This is a genomic window from Virgibacillus salexigens, from assembly GCF_014905415.1.
Lineage (GTDB): Bacteria > Bacillota > Bacilli > Bacillales > Amphibacillaceae > Virgibacillus > Virgibacillus salexigens.
In genome coordinates this window covers 15,667-33,473 of sequence record NZ_BNEO01000008.1, presented here as the reverse complement: position 1 = coordinate 33,473, position 17,807 = coordinate 15,667, and the positions used below count along the sequence as shown (strand labels likewise).

General features: G+C 35.6%; 21 protein-coding genes. 7 read left to right on the top strand and 14 right to left on the bottom strand.

Going from position 1 to position 17,807, the window contains the following annotated elements; genetic code table 11:
• Window positions 1–108 precede the first annotated feature (108 nt).
• From JKP73_RS20345 to trhA, 8 genes are all read right to left on the bottom strand, one after another.
• A complete protein-coding gene (locus tag JKP73_RS20345) occupies window positions 109–585 on the bottom strand; it encodes an SRPBCC family protein (protein WP_021292387.1) in 477 nt (158 codons plus the stop codon).
• 231 nt (window positions 586–816) lie between these two features.
• Window positions 817–1,797, bottom strand: coding sequence for an alpha/beta fold hydrolase (locus JKP73_RS20340; protein WP_021292386.1), 981 nt, complete (start codon window positions 1,795–1,797; stop codon window positions 817–819).
• Window positions 1,798–1,959: 162 nt separating this feature from the next.
• The gene (locus tag JKP73_RS20335) at window positions 1,960–2,445 is read right to left on the bottom strand and encodes a DinB family protein (protein ID WP_031335795.1); all 486 of its coding nucleotides are present in this window, start codon (window positions 2,443–2,445) and stop codon (window positions 1,960–1,962) included.
• Window positions 2,446–2,599: 154 nt separating this feature from the next.
• Window positions 2,600–3,130 carry a hypothetical protein gene (locus tag JKP73_RS20330; RefSeq protein ID WP_021292384.1) on the bottom strand — a complete coding sequence of 177 codons (531 nt, stop codon included), beginning with the start codon at window positions 3,128–3,130 and terminating at the stop codon, window positions 2,600–2,602.
• A gap of 100 nt (window positions 3,131–3,230) precedes the next feature.
• On the bottom strand, window positions 3,231–3,740 hold the full coding sequence (locus tag JKP73_RS20325; protein ID WP_031335794.1) for a YfiT family bacillithiol transferase: 510 nt from the start codon (window positions 3,738–3,740) through the stop codon (window positions 3,231–3,233).
• 274 nt (window positions 3,741–4,014) lie between these two features.
• Window positions 4,015–4,827: a YihY/virulence factor BrkB family protein gene (locus JKP73_RS20320; RefSeq protein WP_021292382.1), complete on the bottom strand. Its 813-nt coding sequence runs from the start codon at window positions 4,825–4,827 to the stop codon at window positions 4,015–4,017.
• Between the two features lie 229 nt (window positions 4,828–5,056).
• Window positions 5,057–5,434: a steroid Delta-isomerase gene (locus JKP73_RS20315; protein ID WP_038245590.1), complete on the bottom strand. Its 378-nt coding sequence runs from the start codon at window positions 5,432–5,434 to the stop codon at window positions 5,057–5,059.
• Between the two features lie 184 nt (window positions 5,435–5,618).
• The gene (gene trhA, locus JKP73_RS20310) at window positions 5,619–6,269 is read right to left on the bottom strand and encodes a PAQR family membrane homeostasis protein TrhA (protein ID WP_021292380.1); all 651 of its coding nucleotides are present in this window, start codon (window positions 6,267–6,269) and stop codon (window positions 5,619–5,621) included.
• 175 nt (window positions 6,270–6,444) lie between these two features.
• Here trhA and ytvI point away from each other — a divergent pair, with 175 nt between their 5' ends.
• The 4 genes from ytvI to JKP73_RS20295 all read left to right on the top strand — a co-directional run bounded on the left by ytvI (window position 6,445) and on the right by JKP73_RS20295 (window position 9,489).
• Window positions 6,445–7,566 (top strand): sporulation integral membrane protein YtvI, encoded by a 1,122-nt coding sequence (ytvI, locus tag JKP73_RS20305; RefSeq protein ID WP_038245592.1) that lies wholly within the window; start codon window positions 6,445–6,447, stop codon window positions 7,564–7,566.
• 573 nt (window positions 7,567–8,139) lie between these two features.
• Complete coding sequence (locus JKP73_RS23265; protein ID WP_234447149.1) at window positions 8,140–8,331, top strand: hypothetical protein; 192 nt, start codon at window positions 8,140–8,142, stop codon at window positions 8,329–8,331.
• Window positions 8,324–8,920: a 2-keto-4-pentenoate hydratase gene (locus JKP73_RS20300; protein ID WP_234447148.1), complete on the top strand. Its 597-nt coding sequence runs from the start codon at window positions 8,324–8,326 to the stop codon at window positions 8,918–8,920. The genes JKP73_RS23265 and JKP73_RS20300 overlap by 8 nt, the downstream gene beginning before the upstream one ends.
• A 104-nt stretch (window positions 8,921–9,024) precedes the next feature.
• Window positions 9,025–9,489: a hypothetical protein gene (locus JKP73_RS20295; RefSeq protein WP_038245595.1), complete on the top strand. Its 465-nt coding sequence runs from the start codon at window positions 9,025–9,027 to the stop codon at window positions 9,487–9,489.
• A gap of 212 nt (window positions 9,490–9,701) precedes the next feature.
• Here the strand turns inward: JKP73_RS20295 and JKP73_RS20290 are convergent, their stop codons facing one another.
• From JKP73_RS20290 to JKP73_RS20275, 4 genes are all read right to left on the bottom strand, one after another.
• Window positions 9,702–10,136 (bottom strand): VOC family protein, encoded by a 435-nt coding sequence (locus JKP73_RS20290; RefSeq protein WP_021292375.1) that lies wholly within the window; start codon window positions 10,134–10,136, stop codon window positions 9,702–9,704.
• A gap of 212 nt (window positions 10,137–10,348) precedes the next feature.
• The gene (locus JKP73_RS20285) at window positions 10,349–11,914 is read right to left on the bottom strand and encodes a BCCT family transporter (protein ID WP_021292374.1); all 1,566 of its coding nucleotides are present in this window, start codon (window positions 11,912–11,914) and stop codon (window positions 10,349–10,351) included.
• A gap of 231 nt (window positions 11,915–12,145) precedes the next feature.
• The gene (locus JKP73_RS20280) at window positions 12,146–12,502 is read right to left on the bottom strand and encodes a YqfO family protein (protein ID WP_021292373.1); all 357 of its coding nucleotides are present in this window, start codon (window positions 12,500–12,502) and stop codon (window positions 12,146–12,148) included.
• Between the two features lie 58 nt (window positions 12,503–12,560).
• Window positions 12,561–12,869: a putative quinol monooxygenase gene (locus JKP73_RS20275; RefSeq protein WP_200411741.1), complete on the bottom strand. Its 309-nt coding sequence runs from the start codon at window positions 12,867–12,869 to the stop codon at window positions 12,561–12,563.
• Window positions 12,870–13,023: 154 nt separating this feature from the next.
• Between JKP73_RS20275 and JKP73_RS20270 the strand changes: the two genes are divergently transcribed.
• Both JKP73_RS20270 and JKP73_RS20265 read left to right on the top strand, forming a co-directional pair.
• Complete coding sequence (locus JKP73_RS20270; RefSeq protein ID WP_021292371.1) at window positions 13,024–13,782, top strand: DeoR/GlpR family DNA-binding transcription regulator; 759 nt, start codon at window positions 13,024–13,026, stop codon at window positions 13,780–13,782.
• A gap of 13 nt (window positions 13,783–13,795) precedes the next feature.
• Window positions 13,796–14,662, top strand: coding sequence for a Cof-type HAD-IIB family hydrolase (locus tag JKP73_RS20265; RefSeq protein WP_021292370.1), 867 nt, complete (start codon window positions 13,796–13,798; stop codon window positions 14,660–14,662).
• Between the two features lie 129 nt (window positions 14,663–14,791).
• Here the strand turns inward: JKP73_RS20265 and JKP73_RS20260 are convergent, their stop codons facing one another.
• Window positions 14,792–15,145 (bottom strand): SpoIIAA family protein, encoded by a 354-nt coding sequence (locus JKP73_RS20260; protein WP_021292369.1) that lies wholly within the window; start codon window positions 15,143–15,145, stop codon window positions 14,792–14,794.
• A gap of 369 nt (window positions 15,146–15,514) precedes the next feature.
• Window positions 15,515–16,495, bottom strand: coding sequence for a M23 family metallopeptidase (locus tag JKP73_RS20255; RefSeq protein ID WP_200411740.1), 981 nt, complete (start codon window positions 16,493–16,495; stop codon window positions 15,515–15,517).
• Window positions 16,496–16,676: 181 nt separating this feature from the next.
• Between JKP73_RS20255 and JKP73_RS20250 the strand changes: the two genes are divergently transcribed.
• Window positions 16,677–17,549 carry a DMT family transporter gene (locus JKP73_RS20250; protein ID WP_187370475.1) on the top strand — a complete coding sequence of 291 codons (873 nt, stop codon included), beginning with the start codon at window positions 16,677–16,679 and terminating at the stop codon, window positions 17,547–17,549.
• Window positions 17,550–17,807: the final 258 nt, after the last annotated feature.

Here is a 17,807-nt window from a genome sequence, read left to right as displayed (position 1 = left end):
CCCTCTATTATATGAGAACATATTAATATAAAAGAGCACAATTCATATTCTGGAATTGCGCCCTTATATAGAATGAAACTTCCTATAACGATTTTTCTATACTATTTATCAAAATCTATCAAATGCTTCTCGATATAATTTCCTTAACTCAGCTGAATTATCTTTCCATTCAACTGGTTGTCTGTTAACTATTTGTTGAAGTGCATCCAGACATCTATGCCATCCTGCAGCAATATACATTGCCATTTCCTTATCATCGAAAATGTGGGTGAAGACCATTTGGCATCCTTCATCCTCTTCCAGTAATGAGATTCGTATAAGATCATCAACTTCACGGAACTCAAAAGTATGGGGGTTCTTTAATTCTGTTATGATACCTTCATATGTCGTCCCTTCACCATCATCAAAGGCAATCTTACCTCCTAATCTAAGGTTCATCTCCCCTGTTGCAAAAGGGTACCATTGGGAGAAGTAACTGGGATTCGTAATGACACGGAAAACTTCTTTCGGTTGATAAAAGAAAAAACGTTTAAATCTTATAGCATAACGGCCATTTGACCCATGTAGTGTTCCAAGTTGATTCATCATATTATCCTCCCTGACCTTCAATCTGACGTCTGGCTATTCTCTACTACTTCAAATAATTTAACGTTTGTTTAGGCAGAAATAACATCAACATAGTTATTTTCATGGTTTTATAGTACCAAACATTTATATAATAATAAATCATTCTTGTGTTCTTCAACAATCTTACAATTCTAAACAGGTGCAGATCATTTGGAAGACATTTCTGAAGGAAAGCCCCTAAGATAATACTTACTTATCATTAAATGATTCTGTGAACTCGTTTACTTCAACGCTCATCTCTTTATAGTGAGTCCAGTGAAGATAATGATGCCCTTCTATAGTGACTATTTTACTCAAAGGACATTTTGTTAACTGGGATTGATAAAAGGTTACATTTGATTTGCCTTCATCATTTACGTTATCTTTTTTAGTAGTAAAAAATAAAACTGGCATATCTATCGGGAATGACAAATTATCTGTTTTATCAATATTATTATTTAGTTCATTTGCTTCATCAACAACGTTCTTGTTATAAGCCTTCCAAGCAGATATTACTTTCGTTTTCTGTAGGTTTTCTTCGGTGTATGTTCCGGTCTCCGCTAAAGGAAGATAAGCATCTGCTTCGATATATAATAATAACCTTGCCACTCCTGTCGGTGCAACATATCTCATAATACTAGGCATTGCAGGTAGATCTTCATTAAAATACGCTGTTGCTTTCGGCAAAGTAGCATCGATTCCAATTACTGCTTCGATCTCGTCCGGATATTTATTTGAATAATACACACTATAAATCCCTGAAATAGAGTGAGGCATTAATATATATGGACCTTCTATATTCGCTTTTTGCAAAGCGAACCTAATCTCTTCCACTATATTTTCTACAGTTCGTTCTTTGTTCGTTATATCACTCCACCCATATCCAAATGGTTCTACGATTACAACCCTATGCTGTTTAGATATTTCATCTACCAATGGCTCGAAATCTAATGCAGGAGCAGTTGTCCCCAGACCGGGCAGCAACACAATTGTGTTTTCCCCTTCCCCCTTCGTATAGACATGCATTCGATCTCCGTCCACTCGGACTAATTGACCAATGGGAGGATAATAATTTTTTTCATATATGTTCATTGCCTGATGGGAAATGAACCATAATAGACTGATTAAAATGATGAATAGCAAAAAAAATCCAATCATTTTCAAGAGACTCATTTTATTTTTCTTCTTCATATGATTACCTTCTCTATATATTCTTTTTAAGTTGAATATATCCTAAATAAAAAGCTTGAACAATAAACTTAAGTTGTAGTAATCACTCCGTCTCAAGATGGATACGCTAAAATAGATGAAATGGCCTAATTGCTACCCCCACTAGTAGAAGAATTAATAAAATTACTTATCACTACGCTTCCAACCTTTTTGCAACTTCCGTATATAAACAATTTGACCAATATGATAGGCATTATGAGTAATCGCATTTCCAAGTAACTCATACCATTTAGCGGATACAGGGAATCCCTTTACATCCCTCTCGAGTTGTTTTTCTGTAAGCAGACCTTGCCATTGTAACAGTACCTCTAATAATTCCCCACTTAATTCATGAAACATTTTGTGATCTGGAACAATAAAGCTTTTACTGTTATCTTCCATAGACGGAACAGCTTTAAAATCTGATTTTTGGTATCTTATTTGCCATGTTTCATTCCAGTAGATTAAATGCTGTACAATTTCAGCGATACTATGACTATCTTCAGTAGGCCTCCAAAATGCTTCTTCCTCTGATAAATTTTGAACTGATCCTGTAAATGGAAGGTACCAGCTTGGGTCATTGGCATTTGCTAAAAACTGATCCAATAGAACATCTTGAACCTGCAATATATTTCATCTCCTCCATAATAAAGGTACACAGAACTTATTAGTAAATTTTATTACTAATTTCTATTTATATCATTAAGATCCCTCTATTTATGTCCTTATCTGGTTTATCTGGTGTCATTATAACTCACCGATATTTATCACAATAATGGCAACTTTAATGGTTTAGCTTCTCAATAGGAATTTCACTATCATGGTATCTATCTATTTTTAATCCATTCTCTGTATCTATAACAGTCATCTGCCCCTCAATCTTCACCTTATCTTGTTCGTTTCCTTCTTGATCCTTAAATATCAACGTGAAGGAATGATCAAAATCAAGTGAATTACTTTCTTCTGGATCACCGCCAGTTTTTTCGAATTCAATATTTTGAACGGAAATGGTATTATTTTGATTGCTTGCCGCCTCTAATGGCATTAAAAAAAATCGTTTGTTTGCTAGTTCTTCAAATTCCTTTTCTGTAAAATAAGATGAAAATTCGTTTTGAGCATGAATAAGTGATTCAGCAGTCATACCATTATAATCAAAACTAGAGTTGTCAACACTATATAATTCTTCAATAAAACGCTGACCAAGCCCCACTGCAGTATTTGTAGAATCTGAAGCATCCTCGTCTGTGTTTCCACAAGCACTAACTAAAAATAGAAGAGCACCAGAATAACAAAGTAAAACAAACAACTTTCGCATACATACACCCCTTCAAGGACATTGAATAGAACTACTGTTTTCTTTCCCCATTTTAAAAATTGGCTTATCAAGTTTGATAAACCAATTTTTAACTAAGATGCTATTTTGATAATGCGATTTTTATATGGGCCAAGTGATGCTCTTCATGCCAAGCTAATTTTGCAACCTTTGTTGCAACTGTTATTTTACCATTCATCTGATGAACAAAAGCTCGATCTAACTGCTCTTTAGTTAAACGATGACCCAAAGATACGATGCGCTCATTGATACCTTCCAACATTTTTATAGAACATTCTACGGGAAGCTTTGTATCCGGTTGAATAGCCCATTTTTCTTCATCAAAGGCTGGTACTGTTGGACTCTCATCTGTTAAAGCCAGCTTCAAACGCTGGTACATGTTCAACTGAGAATCAGCAATATGATGAACAAGTTGTCGAACTGTCCAGCTACCATCACGATACGTTTTGCTTAATTCCTCATCACTTAATGCGTTGACAGTATCCCCTAATCGAATCGTGTATGTTTCGATTTGCTTTAACCATTCTTTAATGTTTTCAAATGTTACCTTTTCAGGAACCTGTAATTTACCAATTGGGTATCTCACATCCATTTTCAATTCTCTTTCCCCCCTATTCCAAATCTTACTTTTAATATAACTAACTGGCTTCGTTCTTGTAAACCGTAAGTATGAACAACTGTAAATTTTTCAATGCCACATCCATTTCCTCAACAATATGGCTCAAGATTCAAATATCATGATGTTATTTTTAACCTAAAAAACCCCATTAGACTACGTACACCTAATGGGGAAGTTTCAGAATTTGTACGCGCATTTTATAGTTGAATGCATACATAGCTTATGATTACTTATCCGAAGTTCAGTATCAAATTCGATCGCTGGAGGTTACTGGATAAATAATCGTATTCAGCAATCCACCAGTAATTATGATCATTGCAGAAAAATAAAACCAAAGCATTAAAATAACAATGCTCCCTAACTGCCCATAAAAAGCCGAATAATTATTATGACTGACAACAGTAGAAAATATAATAGAGACAACTTGCCAGCCGATCGTTGAAAATATTGCTCCTGGCAACACTTGCCTTACTCTTAATATAAGGTTTGGGGCAAAATAGTATAAACCAATGAAGAAAATGAGAATAAATACACTCCCTACTCCCCATTGAATGACAAACCAATATCCTTGAAATCGTTCCATAAAATGAACATCCTGCAAATATTGACGCATGATACGTTCAACAACAGGAATGACAACCGTGAATAAAATAGCAAACATTAATCCGATTGTTAATAAAAGACCTTCTACAATTTGCTTAAGGAAAGGTTCTTTTTCTTCAATAGCATAGATATCATTGAAGATTCGTTTCATACATTGTACGCCCATGGAAGACAGCCAAACACTAATTAAGAGACTAAGTGAAGCCATTTGCTGATTTGCTAATATATTTGATACCGTCCCCTCAATAAGACTATATGTCCCTTGTGGTGCAAATGGCCGAATCAATTCAATAATATAATCTTCACTTAATGGAAGATATGGAAGTAAAGAATAGATTACGATTAGAAATGGAAAAATAGACAACAGAAGATAATAGGCCATTTGTGCAGACAGATCATATACCTTAAAAGAAAAATAACGGCTCAACAGTTCACGTAGCACCCTAATAATAGCCATGATGATTACCCCTTAAATAACTTGTGCGATTCAGTAGAAGGGCGTTTTTCACGTCTTACCTTCCTCCTACTTTATACTATTATTGATATCCTTCCTTTAGACATATTATTTATAATGATAATAGAGGTATCCCAAAGCTAGTTGGAAAGCCATATTACAATATCTATCCTAGATTAAAGTATTGATTTTCTCGTTACGCATCATATTGCTGTTTGTTTAAAATCATCAATTACAATTGTTGAGCGTCTTCTGGTCCCCAATATGCTTTCATATCAATTATTTTTCCTGCATCATTAAAAGTCATGACATCAATACAATGAATAATGGTCTTTATTCCCTCCTTTTCTACATGAATGCTAAAAGCCATCGCTGCAGAATTACCATGTGAACCCCGAATCGGAGCTTCTAATTTTAATTGCTTAACGGAAGCTACTGACTGGCGAAAAAAATCTGCGAGGCTACCTTTTCCGATTAGTTTCTCACTTCCTACGGGGTCTTCTACCTGAGCATCCGCTGCGAAAAGGGAGATTACCTTCTCAGGATCATTTTTATTGAAACCATCTAAGTAACGTTGCATATTTGCTTTCATCTCTGCTTCTGTAAGCATGTATCTCACTTCTTTCTGTTTTTATTTTCATTCTATTACCTATTTATACGTCAAGCAACACTTACAGCATGGATCCATTCCTTAGTCAGGTTTAAGGCAATAGATTTCTATTTAGAAGAAGTTACTTACATCGTACATCGTATATAAAAATTTTCTTGCTTTATTATACCCCTTCCATTCTTCTTCAACTATTTATTGGCAATAAATAGAGTAATACACAAAAGAAATGAGCTGTTGTTCCAGCAATAACGAATAGATGCCAAACTGCATGGTGATAACTAAATCCTCTCCAAACATAAAAGACAGCCCCAAACGTATAACAGAGACCTCCAGCAACTAGCAGTTTTACCCCACCCGGATGTAAATTCTCAATGATCTGATTCCAACCCAATGTCACCATCCACCCCATAGCAATGTAAAGCATGGTTGAAGTAAACAAATACTTTTTTACAAAGTATGCTTTAAATACGGTTCCAGCAATTGCAAGTCCCCAAACAATGCCAAACATTGTCCAACCTAAAGTTCCTTGAATGACTAGAAAAGTAAATGGTGTATACGTACCCGCAATAAACAAATATATGGATGAATGATCAAAGATTTCAAACAGATCTTTCGCTTTTCCTGGTGGGAAGGCATGGACGAGGGTCGATGAGAAATAAAGAATCACCATCGTCGTACCAAATATTGTAAAGCTAACAACATGCCATGCCGTACCATATAAGGATGAATATACAATAAGCACAATTAAAGCTGCTATACTTAATAATGCGCCTATGCCATGTGTTATCGCATTTGCTATTTCCTCACCTTTCGTAAATATATGTGTTTGTGCCAATGATTCATCATTCCTTACTTCGTTAGATATTGACCATTAAATTTTATTATCGTAGTATACCAATCATACACCTGTTCTTAAATAATTTCCCTTACGAACTTGAAAATATTCTACAAACCAATTATCTGATATCATAGTATACATCAATGAATTTACTATGTAAGGCGGGCATATCATGACAAGAGACCATGCGATGATTATATTACGATTTACAATCGTTCTTCTTTCTATACTTTCACTTTCTTGGGTTGCTACGTGGATATTTAAAGTATCCTACCCTTTTTGGATAGCTGCTCTTCTCGTTTGGATGTTCTATCCGCTGGTTCGGTTGATCCGTTCTAAAGTACGCGTTCCTAATGGATTGGCCGTATTTGTTGTTTTACTAATCAGTTTAGCAGTTTTGTTTGGTGCAATTACCGGAATTGTTTTCTTAATCATCTTTGGAGTAAGAAGAATTTCTGAAGTGCTTCCACAATGGATTCAAACAACATCTACACAGGCACAGCATTTCTTTAATGATTCTATTTTTCCATTATGGCAAAAAATTGGAAATGCGATGGATGTGTTTACACCTAAACAACAAGCCCAACTTCAGGACAGCATCGCATCATTAGGGAACCGTTTAGCAGCTTCGTTAACCCAAATAGGCAGCAGCATAGTTGATGGATTAACACAATTGTTTATAATTGTCCCTTCCTTTTTGCTTGCTATTTTATTTATATTTATTGCATTTTATTTTATCGGAAAGGATTGGGAACGTATTTTCTATCGCGCTCATCAAAGCATTCCTACATCGATAATGGAAAAAGCAACTTCATTCTGGAATATTCTTAAACATCGTGTATTTGGATTTATTCGAGCACAAATAATTTTAATGTTTATCGCTTCTTTTATTGTTTTCATTGGGCTGTTAATAATAAAAGCTGAACACGCTTTGACAATCGCAATTATCGTTGGCATTGCAGAAATCATTCCCTATTTAGGTTCTGGTACAATCTTGATTCCTTGGGCGGTGTATATGTTGTTTACCGGAGATATAGGAATGGGCATTGGATTAGGTTTACTATACGGAATCACCGCAGCAGTTCGACAAATTATTGAACCCAAAATATTATCGACGAGCTTGAATCTCCATGCCCTGGCTATTCTAATTTCACTATTTGTAGGGCTGCAAATATTTGGTGGTGTAGGTATATTCCTAGGTCCACTGATCTTGATTATCGGTGTTATTTTTAAAGATATCGGGGTACTTAACGACCTTGGAAACTTTATAAAAAATGGTTTTAAAGAAGAATAAAACGGGGGAAGCAAGTAAGATTATAAGCTATTTTATAATAAAACGAGACCTGCTCTTCAGCGGTCTCGTTTTATTAGTACACCTTTCCTTGAATGAATATGAAGTAAAGTCAATCAGGTAGCAGTTATTAACGCATGTTAAGCTATTCCATGTTAAAAGTGGCATATCGATTTATACACGAATTTCATATATACCTCCAGCAACTTTTTTTTCCCTTTTGTTAACGCTGTAGGAATTGGATAACACAGATTAAATACCCGAATTTTCCGCTTGTAATTGCTGATGAGCAATCACTTCATCATTTACAAGTAGCTTGAAACCTCGCTCATAATCAGCCTCGTCCACTTGTGACAATTGTTCACTTCCAAATTACGTAATCAAGCACAGATACATCGATTGGTAAGGTTCTACTTTTCTTTTATAACGAATATAACCTTCTGCTCTAACTTTTCAATATTGGTTGACTTATATTTAGAAAATGAATAAATATTTTTAGAGAGAAACATTTCAAATCATATGTATGTTATATTTAAAAACTACTACTGCTATTTCATAACAAAGGAAGTGTTTGGATTGTCAAAAAATATAGAATTAGTTGCCGAGAAGATACTACAAGCATATGAATCTAGGATTCCAATCGATTTTATTAGAAACAATCATACCTTGGATGAAAATTTAGCTTATGATGTTCAAGATCAATTGATCCTAAAAAAATGTAAACTATTTAATGAGCAAATTGCAGGTTATAAAAATAAGTATGACTAGTCCAGAAACACAAGCTTTGGCAGATACGCACGAACCAGCTTATGGTACATTAACAAGCACTAATCTTCTCCATCATGCATCAAAGCTTTCACTTGCGGAAATGAATGAGCCGCTTGTGGAACCTGAATTAATGTTTGTACTTACGAATGACTTATCACTTGGTGCTCAAGAAGATGAAATTATAGCAAATAGCACCATTGCTGCTGGCCTGGAAATTCCTGATTCTCGATATAAAAATTGGTTTCCAAACTTTAATCTTACTGATCTGCTTTGCGATAATGGTGTTACAGGTCATGTTGTTCTATCATCCCCTATTGATACGCCTAACTTTGACAGGTTAGGAACCATACATATGGATCTATACCATAATGGGAAAAAAATAAATGAAGGTCTTTCTGCGACAGTGCTTAGCAATCCAGCTTCCTCTGTTGCCTGGTTAACAAGCAAACTTGCTCAACGTAATGTTTACTTAAAAAAAGGAATGGTAATTTCCTCTGGGACGTTTATTTCACCCGTACCTGTAGAAATAGGAACTTATAATGCCATTTTCACCAATATAGGTGAGGTGAGAATCACATTTGAACCTTAATACGAACATAACGTTTTGTACTTGAGAATTAGCTTTCTCTCGTCTTTCAGACCTGCTACATGCTATAATGAAAAATTGAACAATAACAAGTCGTTGGAGGTAACATGCTTACATTTGAAGAAAAACTAAAAATTATTGAATCTTTTCCTGCGTTAACACGTCATCATGTGTCGCTTGGTCGAGTGAATTTTCATTATGAAGGGAGTGTGATGGATAAGCAGATTGTTGTCTATCGTCTACATCCAAATGGAAATGGGTTTGTTTATGCAGGAATGATTAGTGAAGAATATCCAATGGACGCTAAAGGGATGGTTAATATTCGTAATTTCAGCGAACAGGAACTGCGTCATATTATCCAACAATCGATTGATTCACTTTCGGAAGCCGAACCGTTTACAGAAACATGGGTAAATAGAGAAGAACAAACTCTTTCCTTGGTACATGACTTTGATTTGTGGAATGTGTATGCTGGTGATATGCTTGATGGAACGTTTGAGACATACAGAAGCGCTGCAGATTACTTACAACAAGAAGGATTTGTACGATTAGCGGATAAAGAGAAAGAGTAGAACTTCTATACCTCTTATTCTTTATAAACCGATTAAGTTGATGAAAAACTCACTCCTTCGGGAATAGGCTTTATGAATAGTTAGATCCTGTTAAGGTTATAGTTATTTTACGCAAAGAATAGAACTTCCATAAAATTGGAAGTTCTATTCTTGTATAGTGATATTTGCACCCATTGTCTGAAGAACCAATTTTTTATTCTATCATCCCAATATTAACGACCCCTTTTTTCCTCCCAGAGTCTTATACGTTCTTCATGACTCACTACTTTATGGATTTGGTGAAGCATCCATACATATCCAAAAGCATCCATAAATATTGCATTTGATACTCCGTAGTCAGGTAGCTCCGTGACCGGTTGTATCTCCGTGCACTCCAAATCTATTGCCTTTGTATACGTTTCATTGATGTCAGGGACAGAGACATTGAACCAAATTGTTTTTGGGTCATCTTGGGTTGGTGCAATCAATTGAAATTCAGCATTTTCATCCAACATGTGAAAGCGTACACCGTAAAGGCTAAAAATTACTTCGTTTTCACCTTTGGGTAAATCTGAAACCTCAACACGTTCAATGTCAAATATCTTTTCGTATAATTCCAATGCTTTTAAACTATCTTTAACAACCATATCAATTTCTACGCCAACCAATATGAGCACACTCTCCTTTTATAAGTGAATTCTTTACTTTACCATTTTTTCTAGCTTGTCACTTAGAGTATACCAATAATACGATACTAATAAAACGATTATAATAGCGTGACCTCATCTGTATGCTAATAAGCAGAATTCTACTGAAACGAGCACATTCAGAAAGACTAATCCTCATTTGGCAGTATCGTCCCACCAACGAGAAGTTTTTATTACTTATTCTTTGCTCTCACATTTGTTTGCCAAGCTTTATCTTCATCGATCATTTTTTTAGCTGCATAAATGGTTAGTAACTGAATTGCAATTATCGGTATTCCCATCAAACCTGAGACGACTTCTAATGGTGCTAAACCACCGATTCTCATTAAAATAAGTGATAACACAGCGATTACCGCAGCTACAATAATCCGAAGATGCTTTGATGGCTCTGCTTTACTCATATTTTCAGTACCCGCATAGGAAGCAATCGTATAAGTAGTTGAATCTAGTGTTGTGGTTAAGAAAATCATTGCGATGACAATAAACAACACTAGAATAATATTCGATAATGGCAATGATGTTAAAATTGCCGGGATCGCTGTCATTGCACCTTGATTAGAGACGATATCTAACACCGGCACTTCACCCGATTGATAGCTGTGTATACCAAGACCACCAAGAACACCAGTCGCAATCCAAGAAATACATGTTGGTGCCATAAGGTATGTTAAAATCATCTCTTTAATCGTTCTACCACGAGAGATTTTTGCTGCAAAAACACTATGCAACATTGCCCATGTCGCATTATAAGCAAACCAGAATATAGTATGACTTTCAATATGGGAGGATTCCCCAGGATTTAAAGCATTTGTATGAAATGACATATCAATATAATGCGATAATAAAAAACCAACACTGTCTGTAAAGTAATTAAGAATAAAAACTCCTGGACCTACAAACATAATAAATAAAGCAAATGCCCCAGCTAGATACATATTCAATGTACTTAATCGTTTTATTCCACGCTCTATTCCTAAATAGGCACTTATTGAAAATAAAAATACCCATACAATGGTCACAATCAAGGTTAATCCGAAAGTTAATTCGACATTTAATAATTCAGCCAGATTATATGTCACAATAGGCGCACCCAATCCTAAGGTCACTGCTGCTCCTGCTAAAATACTAATGAGAAAAATAATATCTAAAATTTTTCCACCTAGACCATCTGTAAAGCGATCGCCAAAGATGGAACGACATGCTTCAGAGATACGCATAAGTGGACGTTTTTTCACGTGCAAAATATACCCCATTGCTGGAGCAGCCATAACAAAAACAGCAAATACTTGGAAACTCCACAGAAACATACTATACGAATTCCCCCATAATAATGCTTCTGTCGATTGCGGTTCTACACCAAAAGGTGGATCAACTGCAACATTTGCCCATTGAATTATGCCTGTACGCATAATGGTGGATCCTAATCCCATCGCAATTAAAATAGAAGCATATTCAAACAAAGTAAACCGTGGTTTTTCCGTAGGATCACCTAATACAACTTTTCCATATTTTGAAAATGAAAGGTAGAGTCCAGCTCCTAGTAAAATAAGCCCATACCAGAGATATCCCCAACTAAATACGTCTACAAGTTTATCAAAAATAGTATTTAATAATTGCAGCGATTCGTCTTCATACATGGATAATGGAATGCTGATTGCAATAATAATAATAAGTGCAGGGGCAAAAATCTTGTGATCAATTAGTTTTCGTTTTCTCGATTCTTTTCCTGTTTCATTCACATCAATTACCTCCAAGATGATTAATACATTTTTTGTAATACCACGTTAAAAATCATTGTAAACGTAATTGAAAGTTGCTTTAACTAAAAGTGACACCTATTTTCATAGGTGTCATTCCTCTACTTCAGTACGTAGATAAAGTAGTTACATTGGAATAATATGTGTGTAAATATCAACAGAATCAAAGGATGCTGAAACCTCCCCTGCATGCAAAATGATTCCAACTGACGCTTATTCCCATTTTCTCGTTTCCAACTCTTCTGCAACTTGAATTACAGGTTCGTCCCAGGGATGATTCGGATAGATCCCTTCTTCAATTATACTCACTAGTAATGGTTGTTCTCTAGGAATAGAAAACTCTAAGCGTATGGATGTTAGCTTTGTTGTCGCACCAATATCACCTTGTGTCGGTATTGCATCCTCAGATGGAGCGAACTGTTCTGCCCCACCATTTGAATGCCACATGACTTGTTGATAATTTCCGTAACGCAACGAATCAACCTGCAGAATACCCTCCATCACTTTTTGTAAATATTCAGGTGGCACATAGGTTTTAATCCGATAAATGGGTACTAATTTTATTTCCATCGACCCCCTATTCCAAGAATTATATGTAACCTAAGCTTAGCTTCTACTTCTTACGTACCTATATACCTTTTCCACCAACAGGCTTAAATGTAGTGATTCTCTCTATTTCATGAATGTAAGGCTTTGCGTTTTGAATTAATTTTTGGGTTGCTCCCATAGACAGGGAAGTACGATGCGCTTTATTGTTAATCCATACTTCATATACGTAAATGTCCTCGGTATTCTCTTCAGACAGACCCACCTCATATAAAATACATTCGTTTAATTCCTTCATTGTACTCGCAGCATCTATGAAGTATTCTGCTAATACCTCTCTTTTTCCGGCTACAGCTGTAAATTTATTAATTAAGCCAAATTTACTCAACATTTCTCCTCCTTTACAATCCTTCTCACTTAAGTATTCGACGATTGTTCCCTTTTCCCCTCCCTATCTAACCAACACCTAGTTTTACTTAAAATTACTTATAAATAATTACAAACACTTATTAATAATGTATAATGACTGATAGGTGGTGATTTACTTGTATCAGGAAGAACGATTAGTCTCGATAATCGAGTTTCTTAAACAGCATAATCGCATTTCTGTAGACCAAATATGCTCTTTATTTCATGTTTCAAGAGACACTGCAAGAAGGGATCTCGTCCGCTTGGAAGAAGAGAAAGCAATTTTACGTACTCGAGGTGGTGCCATTCTTCCATCTTATCGTGACGAAATTAAGAGTTATTCAAATCGCTTAAACTTCGTATCAGAAGAAAAAAAAAGGATTGGCAGAACAGCTGCCAAATTAATTTTTCCCAGTGATCGAGTCATATTAGATGCATCAACCACCGTACAATCCTGTGCCGAGCAGCTAGAGAATTTGAACTGTACGATTATTACAAATTCAATTAATCAAGCAGAAGTGCTATCAAACAAATCAAAATTAAACATTCATCTACTCGGAGGGACACTGGAAAAGGATCATCGGTATCTCTATGGTTCTACGGTTATTGATAAACTATCCGAGTACCTTGTTGATAAGGTTTTTATTGGTGTTGTTGGTATATCAGAACATGGTTTAACCATTGCTCATGAGGAGGACGGTGTTGTTAAAAGAAAAATGATGGAACAGGCAAAACAGGTGATTGTGTTAGCCGATCGCACCAAATTAGGAATTACCGATTTTTACCGGTTTGCTGATTTACAAGACATTGATATTTTAATTACCGATCAAATCCCGCCCCCATCGTTTCGAGACTTATTAATTAAATATAAAGTAGAATTACTAACTGCGAATTAACAAGATGAAGGGAATGACTAAATTGACAAAATTAATCGCAATTGACTTAGATGGCACGCTACTTAATGAAAAGCAGCAGATAAGCGAAAAAAATTTAGAGGCAATTTCATTCGCACAGTCTCAAGGCAGTGAAGTAGTTATTGCTACCGGGCGTGCCCAATTTGATGTTCAAACGCTCTTTGAACATACAAACTTCCGGCCATGGATTATTGGTGCAAATGGTGCAACCATTCATCAGCCAGATGGTGCAGTATTTCATTCTGTACCAATCGACAAACAAGTTGCGTTAAACAGTCTAGCTTGGCTAGAAAAGCATAACTTTTATTATGAAATTTTTAGTAATAGCGCGATTTACACACCAGAGAACGGAAGAGATTTACTGGCAATTGAAGTGGATAGAATTAAAAGTGCAAATCCAGATATAGATGTTGACCAACTATCCGATGCTGCGAACAAACAATTTAGTCAAACTGGCTTTTCTTTTATTCCAACTTATAAAGAACTAGAAAATAAGGATATAAATATCTATAACATTTTAGTGTTTTCCTTCTTTCAAGATAGATTATTAAAAGGTAGGGAGTATTTTAAACAATTTGAGGACATGTCCATTGTTTCTTCAGCTGATCATAATTTTGAACTAGAACATAAGCATGCATCCAAAGGGCAAGCTTTAGAACTACTTGCTAACCATTTTCAACTTAATCTAACTGACACAGCTGCAGTGGGCGACAGTTTCAACGACTTGTCCATGTTACGTATCGCGGGCAAAAGTGCAGCAATGGAAAATGCACCACAAGCAATTAAAGAGGCTTGTCAACAAGTAACCTTATCAAATACAGAAAATGGCGTTGCCCATTTTATTTTCTCTTTGATGAAATAACTAGTATACCCCGCTTGGCGTGACGTAATTTGGCGGCGTGACAAGTTAGGTATACTGGAAATAAATAGATTACTGGCAAGATAAAAAGAGCTGATCGGCAGCACCTGACCGATCAGCTCTTTTTAAATTTTAAGTGGCTAGCCACCGATTCGCTTGTGCTTTATTTTCCGGGAGAAAATGTTCCATTGAAATACTTGGGATCAGTCCCTCTAACTTCGCTCCCTTCTCGATCCATTTCTTATCACTAACTACCGCTATCTTATTAATATCGCGCGTATATTTCATTAGTTTTAAGTCTTCCAGTAATCCTTTCAAGGAAATCCCTTCCCAATCATTATAAACCATTAGAATATTCACTTTATCATGATGCTGTCTTTTTAATAAGAAGAACTCTTCAAAGTTATGAATATCTTCTTCTGTCACTTTTCCTTGTATTTCAATTTCAATCGCATTCTCGAATTCTGCTGGAGTCATTTTAATCATTTTTGAATCTCTCCTTCAATCTAGCTTGGTATCTATTTTTTTCCCAGAAAACGAAGACATCAAACATAGACAACTTAAAGGAAAGCATATTCATTTTTTGCATGCGGATGAAAATTAATCATTTAGTTGTTCCTATCATATAATTGAATATAGTGGATAATAAGAAAACCGTGAACGTTATCTTATATGTGATGCCTTTCGCCTTAAATACCTCCCTAGCAGATAAAATAGCACCAATAAGGCTAATAGTCACCATAACCATACTTATCAGATACGTAATTACATCACATTTACTCTTCCCCAATATTTGTAGTAAAGAGACGGAAAGGAAAATTAAATTCTAACACTTTGCCCCTAACTAAAGTCTGCCTACTCCAAATTAAACCCTTCAGTCATATCTCCTCGAATTGGTTCCCTATCTTGGGTTAAACGTATCCGTATTGACGTTGCTTCTTGCAGCTCTTCATTGTCTGCAACATGATAATGAATATGTGGCTCACTCGAATTACCAGAGTTACCAACCAAACCAACTACCTCTCCAGAAAATACTTCGTCTCCTTCCTGCACCATTAGACTGCCTTCCTGAAGATGTGCGATAAAACTGTATTCATTGTTTTCATGCTCAATAACCACATGATTCCCTAATGGTTGTTCCGTATTCGTGTCGATGGTAGGTGTATTATCTGGAATCGTATTTTCACTGGAAACAATGACCCCATCAAAAGGTGCAACGGCTTTTTTGCCAAAGGCATGGTAATTTTTATTTTTAGTCGGATCCCCTTTAAACGTTGTACCCTCTTGTTGAATAACTAAATCATATGCATATCGTTGTGATACAGTAGCATAATGATAGTTGACGAGTTCATTGGTTCCACCCCAGAAAACAAGCCATTCTCCCTCCATTGGCAACTGGTACGTATTTTCGGTATATTGATTATCTGTATCCTTATTTGATGTAAGTGGCATTACTTGTAATCCTTCAATAGTATGATCCTCAGCAAAAATTCCTCGCAACCCTTTATTACCTTTCGTATTTCTCCATAAATATTCTGACATTCCTTGTAATGGCATCGTTGAAACAAGCGAGTAATTACGTATATCTTTATGGAACGCTTCTGTAGTTTGAACGAATCCCTTTAAAGTCAATTGTGATTGAAAACCTTCGCTAGTCTGATTATAAATTTTTTCAAAATCTCCAGCTAAGAAAGCGTCGGGGAGATCTTTTGGAGGAATGGTTGCTTCATTAGAAGAATCGCTTTTATCGTCTTCCTTATTATTTTTTCCTGAACATGCAATGAGTCCTATGACTATCAGCAACAACAGGATCGACAACTTTACATACATTTTCATCTCTACAATCCCCTTTCGTGATAACCTATTATAATTACGGAAATGAAGGAGATTGGGTTTCATATAATTTTAATTATTCAATCATCTATAGCCTAACCCCTTTTATTAGACAAGCTAACTTGTTTATGTAAGAATATGTTTGTTTATATCAACCTTTACTATGGAGGACATCATGAGTAATTTGAGCAATCGAAATAAAGGAATTATTTTATTACTATTTAGTGCCTTTGGCTTTTCAATGATGGCAGCTTTTGTAAAACTATCTGGAGATGTACCAACTGTTCAAAAGACTTTTTTCCGAAACGCCATTTCGATGATTATCGCTTTTGGTTTCGTTAAATATTACAAAGAACGTCTTTTTGGTAGAAAAGAGAATCAAAAAATACTATTACTTCGGTCAAGTTTAGGTGCAATTGGTATTGTTTTATATTTTTACGCTATCGACCATCTCGTTTTATCAGATGCGGATATGTTAAATAAGCTAAGCCCATTCCTTACCATCATCTTTGCAGCAATTTTCTTAAAGGAAAGGACAAGGGTATTCCAAGTTGTCGCGATTATTATTGCTTTTATTGGTACGTTATTTATAATTAAACCCGAATTCTCCTTAGATACCGTTCCGTACTTAGCAGGTTTCCTATCAGCAGTATTTGCCGCGGGAGCTTACACGGTATTACGTGTTCTCGGAAGTAAAGAACAATACTATACCGTAGTCTTTTATTTCTCTTTCTTTACAACAATGATCTTGCTCCCATTCGTGATTTTGTTTTATCAAACCATGTCATGGCAACAATGGGTTTATTTACTAGCAGCTGGGGTTTTCGCAACCGTTGGTCAATTTGGCATTACCATTGCGTATAAGTACGCACCCGCTAAAGAAATATCGATCTTTTTCTATTCAACAGTTGTATATTCAGCATTAATTAGTATTATTCTCTTTGATCAAATTCCGGACATATTAAGTATTATCGGTTATGTTATCATCTTTGGTGCATCTTTCTATATGTTTATGAAAAATAACAAGAATGACCACAACAGTGAACAAAAGGCCTGAAATAGGTCATACTTTTTGCGAACATGCCCTCGGTAAGTTCAGATACCTAAATATGGAATACAAAAACGAGACCCTTCGTGTCTCGTTTTTGTATAGATAGTGTAAGTGATCATTTGCTCAAGGAATTTTTTCGCTTATAACTAAAGATTCTTCCACCATTGTTTAATGTATCATCTATCTAACATAACAAATATAATTGCTAATGCTAGACTAACGAAAAAAGAAGTCACCCAGTGCTTTTTCTCTGTAGTTTTTAAA